Below are 16,361 nucleotides of genomic sequence, written 5' to 3'. Positions count from 1 at the left end.
CGGTTAATCCGGGAAGTCTTTTAATTTTTATCCGGTTTGATCAAACCAAGGCTGGGAGTTCAAAGCTTATGAGCTTACCTTTTAAATCACCTGTGACATCAAACCCTTCAATCAAAACATCCTGAAAAGTATTGACCATATCAATGGTTGCATTTGGTAAATTTACTCTGAGGTAATTGTCAGTAAATCCGGACAAACCATTAAAAGGTTCATCTTGCTTTTGCTCCAGCAATACTTTTTTTCTGGTGTTGAAAAATTGAATATAAAAATTATTCTTCTTCTTAATCGATAAATTTCTAAGCTGCTGACTTCTTTGATGCCTGGTAGAAGCAATAACTCTTCCCGACATTTCATTTGCCAAAGTGTTTGGTCTCTCGGAGTATGTGAAAACGTGCAGATAACTTACATCCAGTCCATGAATAAAGTCAAAGCTGCTTTGAAAAAGCTCATCAGATTCACCAGGAAAACCAACAATGACATCCACTCCGATGCATGCATGGGGCATTACATTTTTTATGTACGCAACTCGTTCTGCATAAAGTTCTTTACGATACCGCCGCTTCATTAGACTCAGGATTTGATTGTCTCCCGATTGTAAAGGCATGTGAAAATGTGGCATAAATCTTTTAGATGCGGCTACAAAATCAATTACTTCCTTCGTGCATAAGTTTGGTTCAATGGAGGAGATTCTGAATCTGTCAATTTCTTCTACTTCGTCGAGGGCTTTAATAAGGTCTATAAACAATGCATCCTTTTTGGGTCGGGCACCTTCAATTACCTCTGTCCCATTGCCAAAGTCACCAAGATTAACTCCTGTCAAAACAATTTCCTTTACTCCCTTCCTTCCAATTTCTCTGGACAGTTCAACAATTCGGTCTACTTCACCAGAACGGGATCGACCCCGTGCCAAAGGAATGGTGCAAAAACTACATTTATAATCACAGCCATCCTGGACTTTTAGAAAAGTTCTGGTTCGATCTTCAATCGAATAAGATGGAATAAATTGATTAACATCACGAATATCACCTGCATGAATTTGTCCTAATGGATTCATAGGTTCCAGGTGCTGTAAATGTTCCAGGATATTGAATTTCTCAGCCGCACCAAGTACCATGCTGACACCGGGGATACCAGCTATTTCAACAGGCTTCAATTGCGCGTAGCAACCTATTACAATTACTTTTGCAGAAGAATTATTTCTTAATGCGGAGCGAACGGCCTTTCGACATTTTTTATCTGCCTGATCGGTGACCGAACAGGTATTCAAAATGTAAATGTCTGCTGCCTCCTCAAAGGCCACTTCATCATAACCCGCCTGCCTGAATTGCTGACTAATGCCGGAAGTTTCTGCAAAATTGAGTTTGCAGCCAAGGGTATGAAATGAAACAGTGCGTCCGGTAGACAAATGAAGGATTTTGGTGCAAAAATAGACTTATCCTGTTGAATCAGCAAAAAGTAATTAGCAGACCTGCGTAAATCATGGGATTTTCCGGGGTTAAAAAAATGGGGTACCACCTTGAATAGATAAGTTTTATATAATTGCAAGCATTATGTGAAGCTTGTTTTTAATTTTGCAGGGAAAGTGCTCCTTGTTTGGAAACGGAAAAATGGCATTTAAGATCAAAATAGCTGATGAATAGATATTTTTTTTACTTAATTTTTATCTTCATTGTCTCTGCAATTTATTCTTGCAAAAATGACAATACTGTTGAAATATTAAAATATTCTGTGTTGAAAGAATACCCACACGATGCGAGTAGTTTTACTCAAGGTCTGGCATGGGAGAATGGTCAGTTGTATGAAGGGACCGGACTGGAAGGTAAATCCAAATTGCTGAATGTAGATCTTGCCACCGGAAAAATAAATAAAGCAGTTGATCTTGGAGCGGAATATTTTGGGGAAGGAATATGTATTTTGAAGGATAAGATATATCAATTGACCTGGCAAAACAGGAAGGTATTTGTTTACGACAAATCAACCTTCAATTTGTTGCAGACTTTTTCAATTGAAACCGAGGGTTGGGGAATCTGTACCGATGGACAAAATCTAATCGTGAGTGATGGAACCAATAAATTAAGTTTCTATGATCCGGAGAAATTTCAGTTAATTAAAGAATTATTTATCAAAGAGAAAAATGCAAACATCTACCATCTGAATGAATTGGAATTTGTCGATGGAAGTGTTTATGCAAATAAATGGAACAGCGATCTTGTATACAGAATCGATCCTGTATCGGGTAAAGTAACCGGTAAATTAAATTTGTCGGCGTTGACCAAAAAGGCCCAGGCTGCCCATCCGGAAGCAGATGTATTAAATGGAATTGCATTTAATTCCCAATCAGGTAATTTTTATGTTACCGGTAAAAGATGGTTGACTCTTTTTGAAGTAAAACTGGATTAAATTTTGACGGCAGTACTTTCAATATTCGAATGGTTCTAGTAGGGTAATTTGAAGAATCAATTATAAATTCTTAAACTTAATTGCCAAACATTGAATATTGATCTATTAAGTTGAATGAAAAGGATAGTTGGGAAATGTGATGCATTTTGATCGAGTGCGAACAATTGTCCAGAATTATATTCTATTCACTGAACCAATAAATTTTCTAATTTTAATGTTTTATTTGAAATGATCAGATGTTACTAAAGTTATTTTTAGCACTTTTTTTTATTTGTTCCATCGCATTGCTGTTTTGGAATTCTACTTCTCAAATGGAAGTGGAAAAGACTCCAATAGTTGAAGACATTCATGGTATCGATGAAACTTCAAAAATTAAAGGAATAACTTTAGTAGCACCTCCAAGACCATTTAAAGAGAATCCTGCTCACAGTATTAAAAGTGTACATGCAGAATGGATTGCAGTCATTCCTTATGCATACACCCCTTTGGATAAACCTGAAGTTAGATACAATGACAACAGTTGGCAATGGTGGGGTGAAACTGAGCAAGGGGCAAGGCAGACCATCATCATTGCCAAAGAGAATAAATTGAAGGTAATGCTTAAACCTCAAGTGTATATTCACAGAGGATGGACCGGATCTTTGGATTTTATTTCAACTGATGATTGGAAGTTGTGGGAAGCTCAATATGCAAAATATATTTTAGGCATGGCGGCAATTGCAGAAGAGCTAAAGGTTGATCTTTTTTGCATAGGCACTGAATTTAATAAATCCACTCAAAAGAGGACATCCTTTTGGTTTGATTTAATTCGTAAAGTGAAGTCTGTTTACAGGGGTAAATTATGTTATTCAGCCAACTGGGATGATTATGCCGCAGTTAATTTTTGGGATGAACTGGATTTTATTGGTATCAGTGCGTACTTCCCTTTAAGCGATGAACCTAGACCGGACGCTGCAACCCTCCAAACTGCCTGGATCCCTTATCTCCAAAGTCTGGAGCAATTTTCGAAGCAACATCGCAAGAAAATATTATTTACTGAATATGGATATCTGACGGTGGAAGGTTGTGCCGGAAAGACCTGGGAACTTGAAAAAAATATCAGAAACATGACTCCAAATCAGGAAGCCCAGGCCAACGCTTATCAGGCTCTTTTAAGCAGTTGGTGGGAGAAGGACTTTTGGGCAGGCGGGTTTGTGTGGAAATGGTTTCCTGATGGAGAAGGACATGAGGGTTACCCGGACAAGGACTATACCCCCCAGGGTAAGATGGCCGAAAATGTTCTTAAAAGTTGGTACTCCAGATAAAACAACCTGATAGATTGTCGACCCCTGCAACCCACAAAACTGTTGGGTTAAACATTGGTTAAAGAATTAAATTGATAAAATGTTTGAACCAAAATTTCTTTCGGTTGTCCCATCTTTGCCGCAATGAATAAAAAAGCAATTTGGCTGGTAATAGGTTTGATGGGTGTTGCTCTGTTGGGAACAGTCATCCTGCAGTTCTATTGGATCAATTGGTCGGTCAGGCTCAATGAAAAGCAATTTGATGACCACATCATCACGGCTTTGAAAAGAGTCGCCGACAAACTGGAAAAAGAAAAAGAGAACTGGGAACTTTCACAAATTGAAAAATGGATACAAGAGGGCAACAGACCCCTTGAAGATCAAAAGCGCCTCTTGGAATATGCTACCTTATTGATGAGCAATCAAATTTCGGCCATCATGGATTCCAGCAGTTTCAGTTCGCTTGATCCACAATACAGCTGGGATAAAAAGAGGGAAATTGTGGAAATGATAGACCGCGAATTGCGAATCCATCCGGCAGGTTTGGAACAACGAATCAATCCACAAAAACTTGCCGCCCTGTTGAAACATGAATTTGATGAACTCAATCTTAATTTGAAATATTCATTTGGAGTGTACGACAATGCTCATAAAAGTTTTGTCATTTTGAATGAAAATTACGTAGTTGATCTGGCTACCAACCCCAATGCTTCCCCTTCAAATGTGGACGACAATCAAGTATTGACAGAAACTTCCTATCGTGTTGCCCTGTTTTCTACGGCCAGCGGATCTCCCGGTATCCTGAAAGTGGTATTTCCGACCAAGCAATCCTGGTTATGGAAATCTGTCCTGCCCATAGTATTCTTGTCATTATTGTTGACCGGATTGATTCTGGGTTGTTTCATTTATGTAATTTATGTGATCTTTCGACAAAAGAAATTATCTGAAATCAAGAATGATTTTGTCAACAACATGACGCACGAATTCAAAACTCCAATTGCCACCATTTCATTGGCTTCGGACTCCATTCTTTCCCCCATGATCATACAATCTCCCGACAAAATCAGGAGGTTTATGGACATCATCAAACAAGAGAACCGGAGGATGTTGAGTCAGGTTGAAAAGGTATTGCAGATGGCTTTGCTTGATAAACATGATTTTCAATTAAATCTCAAGCCATTGGATATTCATGAAATCATCCTGGAAGCGGTCAGAAATATCAGCCTGCAGGTGAATCAGAAAAATGGACAAATCCACGAAGAGCTTGGGGCCACTAATTCCATTCTCAGGGCAGATCAAACGCATATGACCAATATAATTTACAATCTGTTGGACAATGCCAATAAATATTCAATGGAGTCACCATCCATCCGGATTGTTACCGAAAATGTGAAAAAGGGAATTCAGATTAAAGTAATAGACACTGGAATAGGAATGACCAAGGAGGCTCAAAAGATGATTTTTGAAAAATTCTACCGGGTTCCCACCGGCAATTTGCATGATGTGAAGGGATTTGGGCTTGGATTGAGCTATGTAAAAGCAATGGTACAAGCCCATAATGGAACAATAGAAGTCAGTTCTGATTTGGGCAAGGGTTCAACTTTTACGCTTTATTTTCCCAATTAAGCCAAATTTTTAAAGGGATAGTATATATTTTTCAATTTTAAACGTTAGTAACTGAGTATAATTCTCACTTTATGATTGCAGCAAATACCGAAAACACACCAAACACCAAAATTTTGTTGGTTGAAGACGACCGTAATTTCGGGGACGTCCTCAAGTCCTATCTTGAAATGCATGGTTACGATGTGGACCTAGCAGTGGATGGTATCGATGGATTTGAGCAGTACAGACGGGGTACTTATGACCTCTGCATCCTCGATGTTATGATGCCGCGAAAGGATGGTTTTACTTTAGCAAAAGACATTCGTACCAAGAGTGCAGAAGTGCCCATCATTTTCCTTACAGCCAGAACACTCAAGGAAGATATTGTGGAGGGTTTCAGGATAGGCGCTGATGATTATGTAACTAAACCATTTAACTCTGAGGAGTTGCTTTACAGAGTGCAAGCCATACTTAAAAGGGCTAAGAAAAATAAAGCCAATCCTTCTGAAGAAGTAAACGACTACATCATCGGGAAGTATCATTTTAATTTTCCATTGCGGGTTCTGTATCTGAAAGACAACGAAGAAATACACGATAAAGTAAAACTAAGTCCGAAAGAAGCACAATTGCTCAAGATGTTTTGTGAGCATCGCAATAACATTCTCGCCCGTTCTGAAGCCTTATCGAAAATATGGGGAGAAGACAATTATTTCACTGCCAGAAGTATGGATGTGTTTGTGACCAAGTTGAGAAAATACCTTGCCAATGATTCAAATATTGAAATCAGCAACATACATGGCAATGGATTCAGAATGATCATCCACGGTGAAGAAGGTTCGGAACTATAATCATTCCGAAGTTTAACTCATTACAAATTTTTGAGTTAAGATTTTCTCACCTAATTATTTGTTTAGACTGTATTCTACGGAAATTGCCGTGTTCAGCAACTTAGAAATAGGACAGTTTTTTTCTGCATTGTGCACACATTCCGCAAAAACTTCTTCTCCTATTCCCTCCACTTTTGCATTCAGGACCAGATGAGAAGATACAATGCTTCCATTTTCAAACTTGATACGGCACTGCGTTTCTAACAGTTCTGGTTTGAATCCGGCTTCACCCAACACAAAACTTAATTTCATGCTGAAACAGCCTGCATGGGCCGCGGCTACCAATTCTTCAGGATTGGTACCAATACCTTGTTCAAATCGAGACAGGAAAGAGTACTGAGTGTGGTTAAGGATTCCACTTTGAGTGCTGAGGTTTCCGGTTCCTTCCTTTCCTGATCCTTGCCATTGTGCGTTTGCGGTTCTTATCATCTTTGTTTTATTGAATTGAAAAAACAAAACACCCGGTAGATGGTTTAGTTCAATAGACAGATTTCAAAATCATATTTTACTATTTACCTGCATCAGACCGATTTTAAAATATGATTGTTTGGACTACATTTCTATTAATCTAAAATTCCTCACAAAAATAAGCCAACTAAATTTTTATACTTTTGAGCAATTATTAAAAATAAGATGGAGACAATTCAATTGCAGGACCTCTGTGATAAACTCATTTCTGTAGCCAAAGAGGCTGGATGTTTCATACGAGGAGAGTTAGAGCGTGTTACATCGGCGCACATTGAAGTAAAAGAAAAACACAGTCTGGTCACTTATGTGGACAAGGAGACTGAGAAGATGATCGTGTCACAACTGAAGGAAATTTTTCCATCGGCTGCATTTCTTACGGAAGAAGGTACAACCGAACAATTGTCGGGAAAGGAATATACCTGGGTCATTGATCCTTTAGATGGAACGACTAATTTTCTTCAGCATATTCCCGTTTTTTGTGTCAGCATCGCATTGGTCAGGAATGGGCAACCTATCCTGGGAGCCATTTATGATCCCATGCAGAATGAATGTTTTTACGGTTGGAAAGGAGGGGGAGCCTGGATGAATGGCAAGAGAATTCAGGTAAGCAGCACTCCCTTATTGTCAGATGCGGTTGTTGCCACCGGTTTTCCATATGCACGCAAAAACATCGACTCCCTTATTGTACTTCTTAAATTGGTTCTGGAAGAAGCAAGAGGACTTCGTCGTCTAGGATCCGCCGCTTTAGATCTGGCGTATACTGCTTGTGGAAGGTTTGACGGTTATTATGAAGCCATGATTAACCCCTGGGATGTGGCCGCGGGTATTTTGCTGGTGGAAGAAGCAGGAGGAGTGGTCACCGACATGGATGGTCTTGCGGATCCCCTCTACAGTCAACATATTGTAGGCGGAAATTCTGCTATTCATGGTATTCTGCTTAGCCATTCGAAAGCAGTCAATCCGCATCATACATAGACCAAATCCATTTTTGGGGCATGGTTTGGTCAGAAGTAACATGGTTTTATTTATTATGATTGTTTGGAAATCTATCTATTGGATTGATGATTGTTCGATAAAGCAATTGTTTAACTGAATTTTCGTTTAGTTTTGAACCTGGAATGAGTAAAAATGGATTCCGGGCAGTTGTATTTATAGTAAGTTTACAACAAATTTAAAAAAAATGAAAAAGTGGGCTCTTATAGTTCTTTTGGTGATTTCCATAGGCGGATACATAGGCTACAAAATGTACAACAAACCATTCGATGTCATGAAAGACATGAAGGAGGACTTCTCGATGACCGCGGAAGATCTGTACAATCAGTTTGATGCCAATGAAGAGGAGGCAAACAAAAAATATCTCAACAAAATTATTTTGGTAAGTGGAAAAGTTCAGGGAACTGTCGTAAACGACACGGGTATGACCGGCCTGTCCTTAGAATCCGGCTCGCCGATGGGTGGAGTTATTTGTGAATTTGATACAAAAACGGATCCCGTTAAACAAAAATATAAACCTGGTACAGAATTAAAATTAAAGGGAATCTGTACCGGAAAATTAATGGACGTCGTGTTAAGCCGTTGTGTCATTGTAGAAAAATAATTACCCTTCTTTCTTTGTCATTGATTTGCAAATTTGTTTGATGATGAAACCGTTTTATTTGGTTTTATTTACTGACGCTAAATAGTTATTTACTCCAACATGTCCTCCTTCAAAATCCGAATTCTTGTTTTCCTGGGTGCCTTGACCATTATTGGTATTTTTATAATGCAAGGTGTTTACATCTTTAAAAATTACAACAAGGAAGAAGGGGAGTTTCATCGTGCGGTAAACATAGCATTGAGAAATACAGCTGTTGAAATTGCCAAATACAACGGTGTGAAATTACCAGAAAAAGGTTTGATTAAGATGGAGTCTTCAAACATTTACGAGGTCAATGTAAACTCTCCAATAGATCAGGCAATTTTGCAGACTTATCTGGAGACTGAATTTGATAAGCAGGGCATCACCACTTTATTTGAATACGGCATTTATAATTGCAATACCAATGAACTGGTATTCAGCGAATGTTGTCTTGTGGCAAAGACAGAAAAGAAAGTAACGGTAAAGAAGAACAAGGGTAAGAAAAAACCGGAGAACTATTATTTCGTAGTACGCTTTCCTGAGAAAAAATCATTTCTGTGGGTAGAGATGAAATCCATTTGGTTTTCCACCATCTTGTTGTTTATCGCTTGTGCGATTTTCAGTGCTGCCATCATAGTGATCTTGAGACAAAAGAGGTATTCGGAGTTGATGAGAGATTTTGTAAACAACATGACCCATGAATTTAAAACCCCCATTTCCTCTATTAAAATATCTGCCGATGTGCTTTTGCATCATCCACTCGTTGAAGATGATAAACGTTTGACCCAATATGCTCAGATTATTCGGGATCAGAATCAGCGGCTGAATGATCAGGTAGAAAAGGTATTGCAGATTGCCAAGATGGAATCTTCTTCTTTTTCGCTTAACAAAGAGGAATTGGATTTACACGAACTCATTAAACAATGCAGCAGTCAGTATGCTTTCAGACTGGGCGATGGGGGCGGAAGCCTGCAAATGTTTCTGGATGCAAACAAATTCCGGATGAAGGCAGATCGTTTCCACATGACGAATGTCATCTCCAACCTGCTGGACAATGCTGTAAAATACAGCAAAAGCAATCCTGAGATCACCATCAGGACTTCCAATATTAAAGACAATCTGATCATTGAGATCGAAGACAAAGGCATTGGCATACAAGCGCACGACCTGGATAAGTTGTTTCAAAAGTTTTACCGGGTCTCCACCGGAGATGTACACAATGTCAAAGGATTTGGAATTGGTCTTTACTATGTAAAAAGAATTTGCGATGCTCACGAATTTGAACTTAATTTGCAGAGTGTTTATGGAGAGGGAACTACGGTGACGATCACATGTAAAAACAGTTTTGAATGAAAAAAGCCAGATTACTTTATGCAGAAGATGATGAAACCCTTAGTTTCATCACCAAAGATCACCTGGAGCTTCAGGGTTATGAAGTGGTCCATTGTGTAAACGGCGCCATCGCATTTGAGGTGTTCAAGAATGAAAAATTCGACTTGTGCATTTTTGATGTAATGCTACCCGAAATGGATGGATTTACACTTGCAGAGAATGTGAGAAAGAAAGATCAGCAAATACCCATTCTCTTCCTGACTGCCAAGTCCCTTAAGGAAGACCGTATACACGGCCTAAGATTAGGTGGAGACGATTACCTTACCAAACCATTCAGTATAGAGGAACTCATTCTTAAAATTGAAATATTCCTTCGCAGGAGCAGAGTATTTGAAGCGCCTACGCAAGAACAGGAACTTTTCGTTGGTTTGTATAAATATCTTCCGCTGGAATATCAGTTGATTAAGGACAGCAATGTGCGCATCCTGACACAAAGGGAAAGTGAGCTGTTGGATTTCCTGCTTAAAAACAAGAATAAAGTCATTAAACGGTCTGTAATACTGGAAAGCCTTTGGGGGGAAGATGATTATTTTATGGGCAGGAGTTTGGATGTTTTTATTTCCAGACTGCGCAAATATTTGAGTGAGGATCCGGCTATTAAAATCGACAACATCCATGGTATAGGTTTTAAGTTTCTATGTCCTTAGAATGCCATTAATTAAGAGATACCTCCTTCTAGTGTTTAGCCTATGTCTTCAGGGGCTGTGGGCTCAGAGTGCCAATCCCTTTGAAATACGCTCATCCAATAATACTGCTTCTCCGGACACCGGTCAAATTTCAATGGACACCAGTGCGGTGTTTAGGAATCCTTTTGAACTTCGTCCGGCTGCAGCAAAAGTAAATTTTGCCGTAGAAACTGGCTATTTTAAGTCTGTCTTCAAAAACTGGATGTCTGTAAGACAGGATCCCACAGAGATCCGGAGCATCCTGTTCTGGTTACTCCTCTTCCTGACTTTTATGATGTCCATTGCCCTGAATCTCAACCGGAATTTTTTGATCAAGCTTTACCGGAGCAATGTGAATCTCAATTTTATGAATCTGCTGTACCGGGAGAGCAAAGAAGAAAACAGGCTGATCTTTCCTATACTTTATGGCCTCTATTTTGCAGGCTTGAGCATATTTATTTATCTGGGACTCATCCTCTGGAAAGGCAGTCTGCATCCTTTGATCCTTTTGTACATCAGCTTAGGCGTAAGTGGCATTTACCTGATTCGTCACCTTTCCTTGCGTTTAATCGGCTGGGTCTTTGGAATCGGCAGGGAAACGGACCGATATCTTTTTAACATTGTCAGCTATGGCAGCATGCTGAGTGTCTTGTTGATCCCCATCGACTTCATCCTGGCTTTTTCCAATTCCGATTGGTCGCGAAAGCTTATGTGGTGGTTTATTGCTTTTTTGGCCCTTAGTTATGCATTCAGACAGTTAAAAGAAATTTTATTGGCTACCAACCTATGGCGAAACTCAATATTTCATTTTTTGTTGTACCTTTGCACCTTCGAAATCGCTCCCTTGGCTTTGCTTTATGAGTTTTTTCATAGGTCGGTCTAGGAGGCACAGCAAAAATGCCGCAGTAAATGCCGACGAAAACGACGACCATTGCGACCACACCAGCCGACAGACTGAAAAAGGTGAAAACCATTTTGGTCTCACAGCCTAAACCCGAACGATCCCCCTATTTTGAGATTGAGAATAAGTATAACGTACAGGTGGACTGGCGTTCTTTTATTCAGGTGGATGGACTTACTGAAAAAGAATTTCGCAAACAAAGGATACGTCATGATGAATTCCCTTGTGTGATCTTCACCAGTAAGAATGCTGTGGATCATTTTTTCAGACTCGCTGAGGAGTCCAGAGTCAAGATCTCTGAAATGTGCAAATATTTTTGCACCACTGAGACCATTGCCAATTACCTCCAGAAATTCATCATTTTCCGAAAGCGCAAGGTGTTTCACGGGACTAAGAATATCTCCGAACTTGCGACTGCATTTAACAAACATAAAGATGCAGGAACCTTCCTCCTCCCTTGTTCAGACACCGGCAGCAGTGAAGTATCCGATTTTCTAAAATCTACTAAAATAAAATTCCAGGAGGCGGTCATGTATCGCACCGTAAGTGCCGACCTGTCCGACCTCAAGGACATTAAATACGACATTTTGGTGTTTTTCAGCCAACTGGACATAAAATCACTTTTTGAAAATTTTCCGGATTTTGAACAGGGGGCTACAAGGTTAGCTGCTTTTGGGAACGCTACGGCAAAGGCTGTGCTCGATGCTAAGCTCATTCTAGACATCCAGGCACCTTCTCCACAGACGCCATCGATGACCATGGCTCTGGATGAGTATCTCAAGAAATCCAACAAATAATCAACCAGCATTCCATGCGTCCGGGCTTCATATCAGATCTTGCAGACCGGCTGAGCCGGTCACTACCAGGTAGAAATGCCCATTCCCGTATGTCTCCTTTACCCCATAGGCTCGATGAACTTCCTGCTGAGGACCATACAAGGGCATCCGTGATGGTCTTACTCATGGGGGATGAGCAAGAGATGTATTTTCCATTGATCAAGAGAAATCCGGTGAGTGCTCATGATCCACACAAGGGTCAGGTGAGTTTACCCGGAGGAAGAAGAGAGGAAAGCGATTACAACATGCTCTTTACTGCGCTGAGAGAGACTCAGGAGGAAATTGGCGTTCCGGCTTCTGACATCAAGATAGTGGGTGCCCTCTCCGAATTATACATTCCTGTCAGCAACAACCTGGTATATCCTTACATTGGCTGGTATGAGGGCGACCTCGATTTTGTCCTTCAGGAATCAGAGGTCTTCGACATACTGCGTTGTCCGGTGCGGCATTTGATCAAGGAAGATCTTTATACAAGGAGAAAGCTGAAGACCAGTTATGCAAGTTCAATTGAAGTTCCGGGCTTCGAACTGGAAGATGCCTGGGTCTGGGGCGCAACGGCCATGATTCTGGAAGAATTAAGAGAGCTGATCCATACCATTTAGAAATGATAAAGGCCTGGGTTTAGGCCAATGCACCCTGTTGTTCAAATTTTGGAAAATAGGTGAAGGCCAAGGCAGCCAGCAACCAGCCTGCAAAAACATCAATCATGTAATGATGGCCCAGATAAACGGTTGCCACAATTAATGAAGCGGCAAAAGGCAACATCAGATAAAATATTTTTCGTTCAAATTTAAAGGCAAAACTCATCACCAGAACGGTGATGGCATTGTGTAAACTAGGAAAAGCATCCCGCCTTACTCCTTCACTGATGTGAAAAAACTGGTACATATTTTCCTCTACCTTCCAGTTCAACAAGGCAGGGTTGTGAAACAATTCTTTGAAATAATGTTTGGGACCCACCGCAGGAAAAATTACATACAAGAAATAACCGGTAAAAAAAGTAAGCATGATGGTGACCAGAAATTCCCGGTATTCCTTTTTTTTATTTTTCAGATACAATATCAATCCAAGAGTGACGGGATAATAGAAGAAAAGAGAATAGTTGATTTCAAGCCATTTGATCAGCCAAACAGGTCTGTATTTTAAAGCTTCTACCGACAGTTGGTAGCCGATCAGTTTCTGGTCGATGGCAATGAGCCGGTCGTCAATATTGGTAGGATGTAGAAAATAGACCAGATCATGAAGATTGGTATAGATGGCAATGCAAAAGAAAAAAGGGGCAATGTCCCGGAACACCTGCACGGGTTTTCGGTCCTGATATTTTAACTGGACGTAGGCATAGATGATCATCAGGATAAAGGTGATGAAGAATCTTTCCCGTGCGCCATTGGGGTAACCCTTTTCACCTACAAAATAGAAAGTCAGAAAACTCATGGGCAAGAAAAACCAAAGTGCCAGTTTTTCTTCAGTTCGCAACAAGGAATAAATTTGTTTTATCCGGTTCATTTTGATTTCAACACTTTTTAAACCATCCATTCTAATAGATACAGTATCCGAATAAATGGATCTTTCACTGTAACTAAAGAATAGCCTATTGAATTTAAAACCTATTGGTATAAAAAATTCAAGACGGCGAAATTAAGAAAATATCCATTGTATATTTAATTTTAATATCTTGCCGATGGCTTTAATTCAATACCGGGTTCCCTTCACCTGGTCTCTACAAAAGTTTTTGTCAGCGGGAATGAAGAGTGGCTATATTCTGGATACCAGAATATAATTGGCTTATTGTCCGGCAGACAAACCTGCTTTGGTATTTACAATGTTCTTGAAAGGAAACTTAACATGAGAGGAATTAGAAATGACTTATTTCGGGAGCAACATTTAATGTGAGAGAACGTTTTTAATTGGACGACTATTATAGAATTATGCCTTTTGACTGGTTTAATAAATTTTTGTATATGAATTCAACAAACTTATTGATCAAATTTTACTTATTATTTTTTATTTTTACTCTCTTATTTTTTACCAGATGTGAAAAAGAAATCAACTCTTATACTCGACCAAGTGAAAATGAGTCAATTCATGCAAAATACTTATTTTCAAAGTGGAAAAGCAGATCAAAGGAATTACCTTATAGAAACGTATTGGTACAAAGAACAGATTCCTCGAGTTTAGAAAGCTACAATAAAGCACCAGATTGGTCAAAGGCAATAATGTATTATGATGATCAAAAAATGCAAACAGTAATCGAAGTGCCTATTCTACAAAACTATCAAAGTGCTTATTATTGTGAAGATCAATACAGTACCACAGACACAACATTTAGCCCAAATAATAGATCACTAGTAATCATTTAAGACACAGCTGGTTCTTATTTTTTAGCTGTTTGCAATGTAATTCCAAACGAAAATTTTGTAAAAATGGGTGGGATAAATAGTAATAATAACTATAGGACTAAAGAACCCAATTTTGATGGTGTTGTTTTTTACACTGATTGGGATGATTATATTTTAGAAGGGTATAAATTTATTGGTGGCGAATGTATTGCGGTAATTGACAGTATTGTTCATGACCCAAATGATACTATAAATATACTTATGCCACGCACAGACCCATGTTTCATCATTCAGATTTGCGAGAGGATTAGAATACCCTGTGGTCCAATTACTTTTGGTGAATTACAATCAAGAGAATTTTGTGAACATATCAATTGTCAAAATTTTGTAGTATGCCCGGAAATTCTGAATAGCAGTGCTAACGGAAGGGGTGGGTATCGTGGAACAAATGGATTAAAAGATGGATGGAATAATTCGGGTAATGGGAATTCCAACGGTGGAGGAAATAATGGTGGTTTGAATCTAGGTCATTATATTGAGGATTGCGGCGATAATCCTGGATTTACTAGTGAACTAGCAGGTTTGGTTACAATTTGTAATACTAAATTTAAGGGAAACTATGAAGAATTTAAAAAATGCTTGACTGCATCACTAATTGATTATGGCGAACCTGTTGGTGTGGAGTGTATTAGGAATTTATATAATCTTTCAAATATAGAGGTTGAATTAGCTCTTGAGTTATTAGATGATCCAGATGTTTTTAACATTGATGATATTCCTCAAGAGAGCATAAATGATTGTGAACGCAAATTGATTTGGAGACATATTTCTTGCGCTCTCGCAATAAAAAATAATAAGGAGATTGCAGAAAATACCACCATAAATATCTTTGGGTCAAATAGACTTAATGATTGTAGTGATGCGTTTAGACATGCATATTTTAATGCACTTAATGTTAAATCTTGTGGATCAGTAAATGCAAAATTATTCGCCGATGCCCACGAAAATTGTAATGGGATTCAATTTGGACCAGATCTGGAAGCTAGTATGGATTTTCATAATAATGATCGTGGTCGAAAAATTGCCATTAATAATCCAAATGCTTCAAATTTAGAACTAACCAATCTTGTTTTAAATGAATTAAATCAAGGGCTCCTTAGATTTATCTTTCCATTAAATCTTAACGGAACTATAAATCAAAACAGCCAAATTGTTTTGACTTTCCAAAATTGTAACTAATGAAATTTAGTAATCTATTTTACAAATTAATCGCTTTTAATTTATTATTTTTAAATTCATGCTTAAATAACTTTGATTCTATAAAAATAGAAGATTGTTCTCGGGATCAAGAATTTTATTTAGACAAAAATAAAATACATCCTTACAAATGTGTTGTTAAATTGAAGGGAATGATAGATGATATGGCAAAGGTAAATGATTTCATCATTGGACCTGGAAAAGTCGACACACTCCTGTATAATGGAGATTGGTATGATAACCCATTTAAAATTGAATATAAAGCTTTAAATTCTACGAGAGGTGAAATTACCATTTTATACAAATTTTATTAATGAACAACCATTAACGTGTGAAGCTAGTAGCTGCAGATCATGAATATTTGGCTGCCCATTGGATCGACAAAATTGTAAAGAGGTTAAAAGATATTTATGACAACGTATGTACAGATGTTGAGTAGGTCGCAATCCATCGAATTAAGACCAAATATTTAAAGGTCAAGAACAGATTGCCGGATATGGATATTGAAGTTCAGCTGCTTTTTGATAATAAGTTTAATTACAACGAATGCTGGAATCTGTTTTTTAAATTTCCAGAATTCTCATTGGTTTAGAAGGGCTTAATAGATAGGAAAAAGAGACTTACTTATCTGCTAAATTATTTATGGAAACTTAAAAATAATTTGTTTAAAGTACAATTATGGGTAATCGTACAAAATGATTTACTTCAGC

General features: G+C 38.6%; 17 protein-coding genes. 14 read left to right on the top strand and 3 right to left on the bottom strand.

What is annotated here, in order from left to right; genetic code table 11:
• Positions 1-40: 40 nt before the first annotated feature.
• Positions 41-1,405 (bottom strand): tRNA (N(6)-L-threonylcarbamoyladenosine(37)-C(2))-methylthiotransferase MtaB, encoded by a 1,365-nt coding sequence (gene mtaB / locus IPJ53_16545; GenBank protein ID MBK7800711.1) that lies wholly within the window; start codon positions 1,403-1,405, stop codon positions 41-43.
• A 227-nt stretch (positions 1,406-1,632) separates the two neighbouring features.
• On the opposite strand from mtaB, the gene IPJ53_16540 reads away from it, so the two are divergent.
• From IPJ53_16540 to IPJ53_16525, 4 genes are all read left to right on the top strand, one after another.
• A complete protein-coding gene (locus IPJ53_16540) occupies positions 1,633-2,400 on the top strand; it encodes a glutaminyl-peptide cyclotransferase (GenBank protein ID MBK7800710.1) in 768 nt (255 codons plus the stop codon).
• A 236-nt stretch (positions 2,401-2,636) separates the two neighbouring features.
• Positions 2,637-3,704 carry a hypothetical protein gene (locus IPJ53_16535; protein ID MBK7800709.1) on the top strand — a complete coding sequence of 356 codons (1,068 nt, stop codon included), beginning with the start codon at positions 2,637-2,639 and terminating at the stop codon, positions 3,702-3,704.
• 123 nt (positions 3,705-3,827) lie between these two features.
• Complete coding sequence (locus tag IPJ53_16530) at positions 3,828-5,309, top strand: HAMP domain-containing histidine kinase (GenBank protein MBK7800708.1); 1,482 nt, start codon at positions 3,828-3,830, stop codon at positions 5,307-5,309.
• A gap of 71 nt (positions 5,310-5,380) precedes the next feature.
• Positions 5,381-6,136 carry a response regulator transcription factor gene (locus IPJ53_16525; protein MBK7800707.1) on the top strand — a complete coding sequence of 252 codons (756 nt, stop codon included), beginning with the start codon at positions 5,381-5,383 and terminating at the stop codon, positions 6,134-6,136.
• A 54-nt stretch (positions 6,137-6,190) separates the two neighbouring features.
• Here the strand turns inward: IPJ53_16525 and IPJ53_16520 are convergent, their stop codons facing one another.
• Complete coding sequence (locus tag IPJ53_16520; GenBank protein ID MBK7800706.1) at positions 6,191-6,604, bottom strand: OsmC family protein; 414 nt, start codon at positions 6,602-6,604, stop codon at positions 6,191-6,193.
• Between the two features lie 213 nt (positions 6,605-6,817).
• On the opposite strand from IPJ53_16520, the gene IPJ53_16515 reads away from it, so the two are divergent.
• The 7 genes from IPJ53_16515 to IPJ53_16485 all read left to right on the top strand — a co-directional run bounded on the left by IPJ53_16515 (position 6,818) and on the right by IPJ53_16485 (position 12,657).
• Positions 6,818-7,618, top strand: a complete 801-nt coding sequence (locus tag IPJ53_16515; protein ID MBK7800705.1) for an inositol monophosphatase — start codon at positions 6,818-6,820, stop codon at positions 7,616-7,618.
• Positions 7,619-7,823: 205 nt separating this feature from the next.
• Positions 7,824-8,240, top strand: coding sequence for a hypothetical protein (locus IPJ53_16510; protein ID MBK7800704.1), 417 nt, complete (start codon positions 7,824-7,826; stop codon positions 8,238-8,240).
• A gap of 99 nt (positions 8,241-8,339) precedes the next feature.
• Positions 8,340-9,614 carry a HAMP domain-containing histidine kinase gene (locus IPJ53_16505; protein MBK7800703.1) on the top strand — a complete coding sequence of 425 codons (1,275 nt, stop codon included), beginning with the start codon at positions 8,340-8,342 and terminating at the stop codon, positions 9,612-9,614.
• The gene (locus IPJ53_16500) at positions 9,611-10,300 is read left to right on the top strand and encodes a response regulator transcription factor (protein ID MBK7800702.1); all 690 of its coding nucleotides are present in this window, start codon (positions 9,611-9,613) and stop codon (positions 10,298-10,300) included. Before IPJ53_16505 ends, IPJ53_16500 begins: the two co-directional genes overlap by 4 nt.
• Before the next feature lies 1 nt (position 10,301).
• Complete coding sequence (locus tag IPJ53_16495; protein ID MBK7800701.1) at positions 10,302-11,201, top strand: DUF4271 domain-containing protein; 900 nt, start codon at positions 10,302-10,304, stop codon at positions 11,199-11,201.
• Between the two features lie 26 nt (positions 11,202-11,227).
• Entirely contained in the window at positions 11,228-12,016 is a 789-nt protein-coding gene (locus IPJ53_16490; GenBank protein ID MBK7800700.1) for a uroporphyrinogen-III synthase, read from the top strand.
• Between the two features lie 14 nt (positions 12,017-12,030).
• A complete protein-coding gene (locus IPJ53_16485; GenBank protein ID MBK7800699.1) occupies positions 12,031-12,657 on the top strand; it encodes a CoA pyrophosphatase in 627 nt (208 codons plus the stop codon).
• Between the two features lie 19 nt (positions 12,658-12,676).
• Here IPJ53_16485 and IPJ53_16480 read toward each other — a convergent pair whose 3' ends face one another.
• The gene (locus IPJ53_16480; protein ID MBK7800698.1) at positions 12,677-13,561 is read right to left on the bottom strand and encodes an inositol phosphorylceramide synthase; all 885 of its coding nucleotides are present in this window, start codon (positions 13,559-13,561) and stop codon (positions 12,677-12,679) included.
• Positions 13,562-14,016: 455 nt separating this feature from the next.
• On the opposite strand from IPJ53_16480, the gene IPJ53_16475 reads away from it, so the two are divergent.
• The 3 genes from IPJ53_16475 to IPJ53_16465 all read left to right on the top strand — a co-directional run bounded on the left by IPJ53_16475 (position 14,017) and on the right by IPJ53_16465 (position 15,965).
• Positions 14,017-14,415: a hypothetical protein gene (locus IPJ53_16475; protein ID MBK7800697.1), complete on the top strand. Its 399-nt coding sequence runs from the start codon at positions 14,017-14,019 to the stop codon at positions 14,413-14,415.
• 63 nt (positions 14,416-14,478) lie between these two features.
• Complete coding sequence (locus IPJ53_16470; protein ID MBK7800696.1) at positions 14,479-15,633, top strand: hypothetical protein; 1,155 nt, start codon at positions 14,479-14,481, stop codon at positions 15,631-15,633.
• Positions 15,633-15,965, top strand: coding sequence for a hypothetical protein (locus IPJ53_16465; GenBank protein MBK7800695.1), 333 nt, complete (start codon positions 15,633-15,635; stop codon positions 15,963-15,965). Before IPJ53_16470 ends, IPJ53_16465 begins: the two co-directional genes overlap by 1 nt.
• The last annotated feature ends 396 nt before the right edge of the window (positions 15,966-16,361 follow it).

This window comes from Candidatus Vicinibacter affinis (assembly GCA_016714365.1).
Taxonomy (GTDB): Bacteria; Bacteroidota; Bacteroidia; order Chitinophagales; family Saprospiraceae; genus Vicinibacter; species Vicinibacter affinis.
The sequence above is the reverse complement of the archived record's forward strand: the minus strand, read 5'-3'. Positions and strand labels throughout refer to the sequence as shown.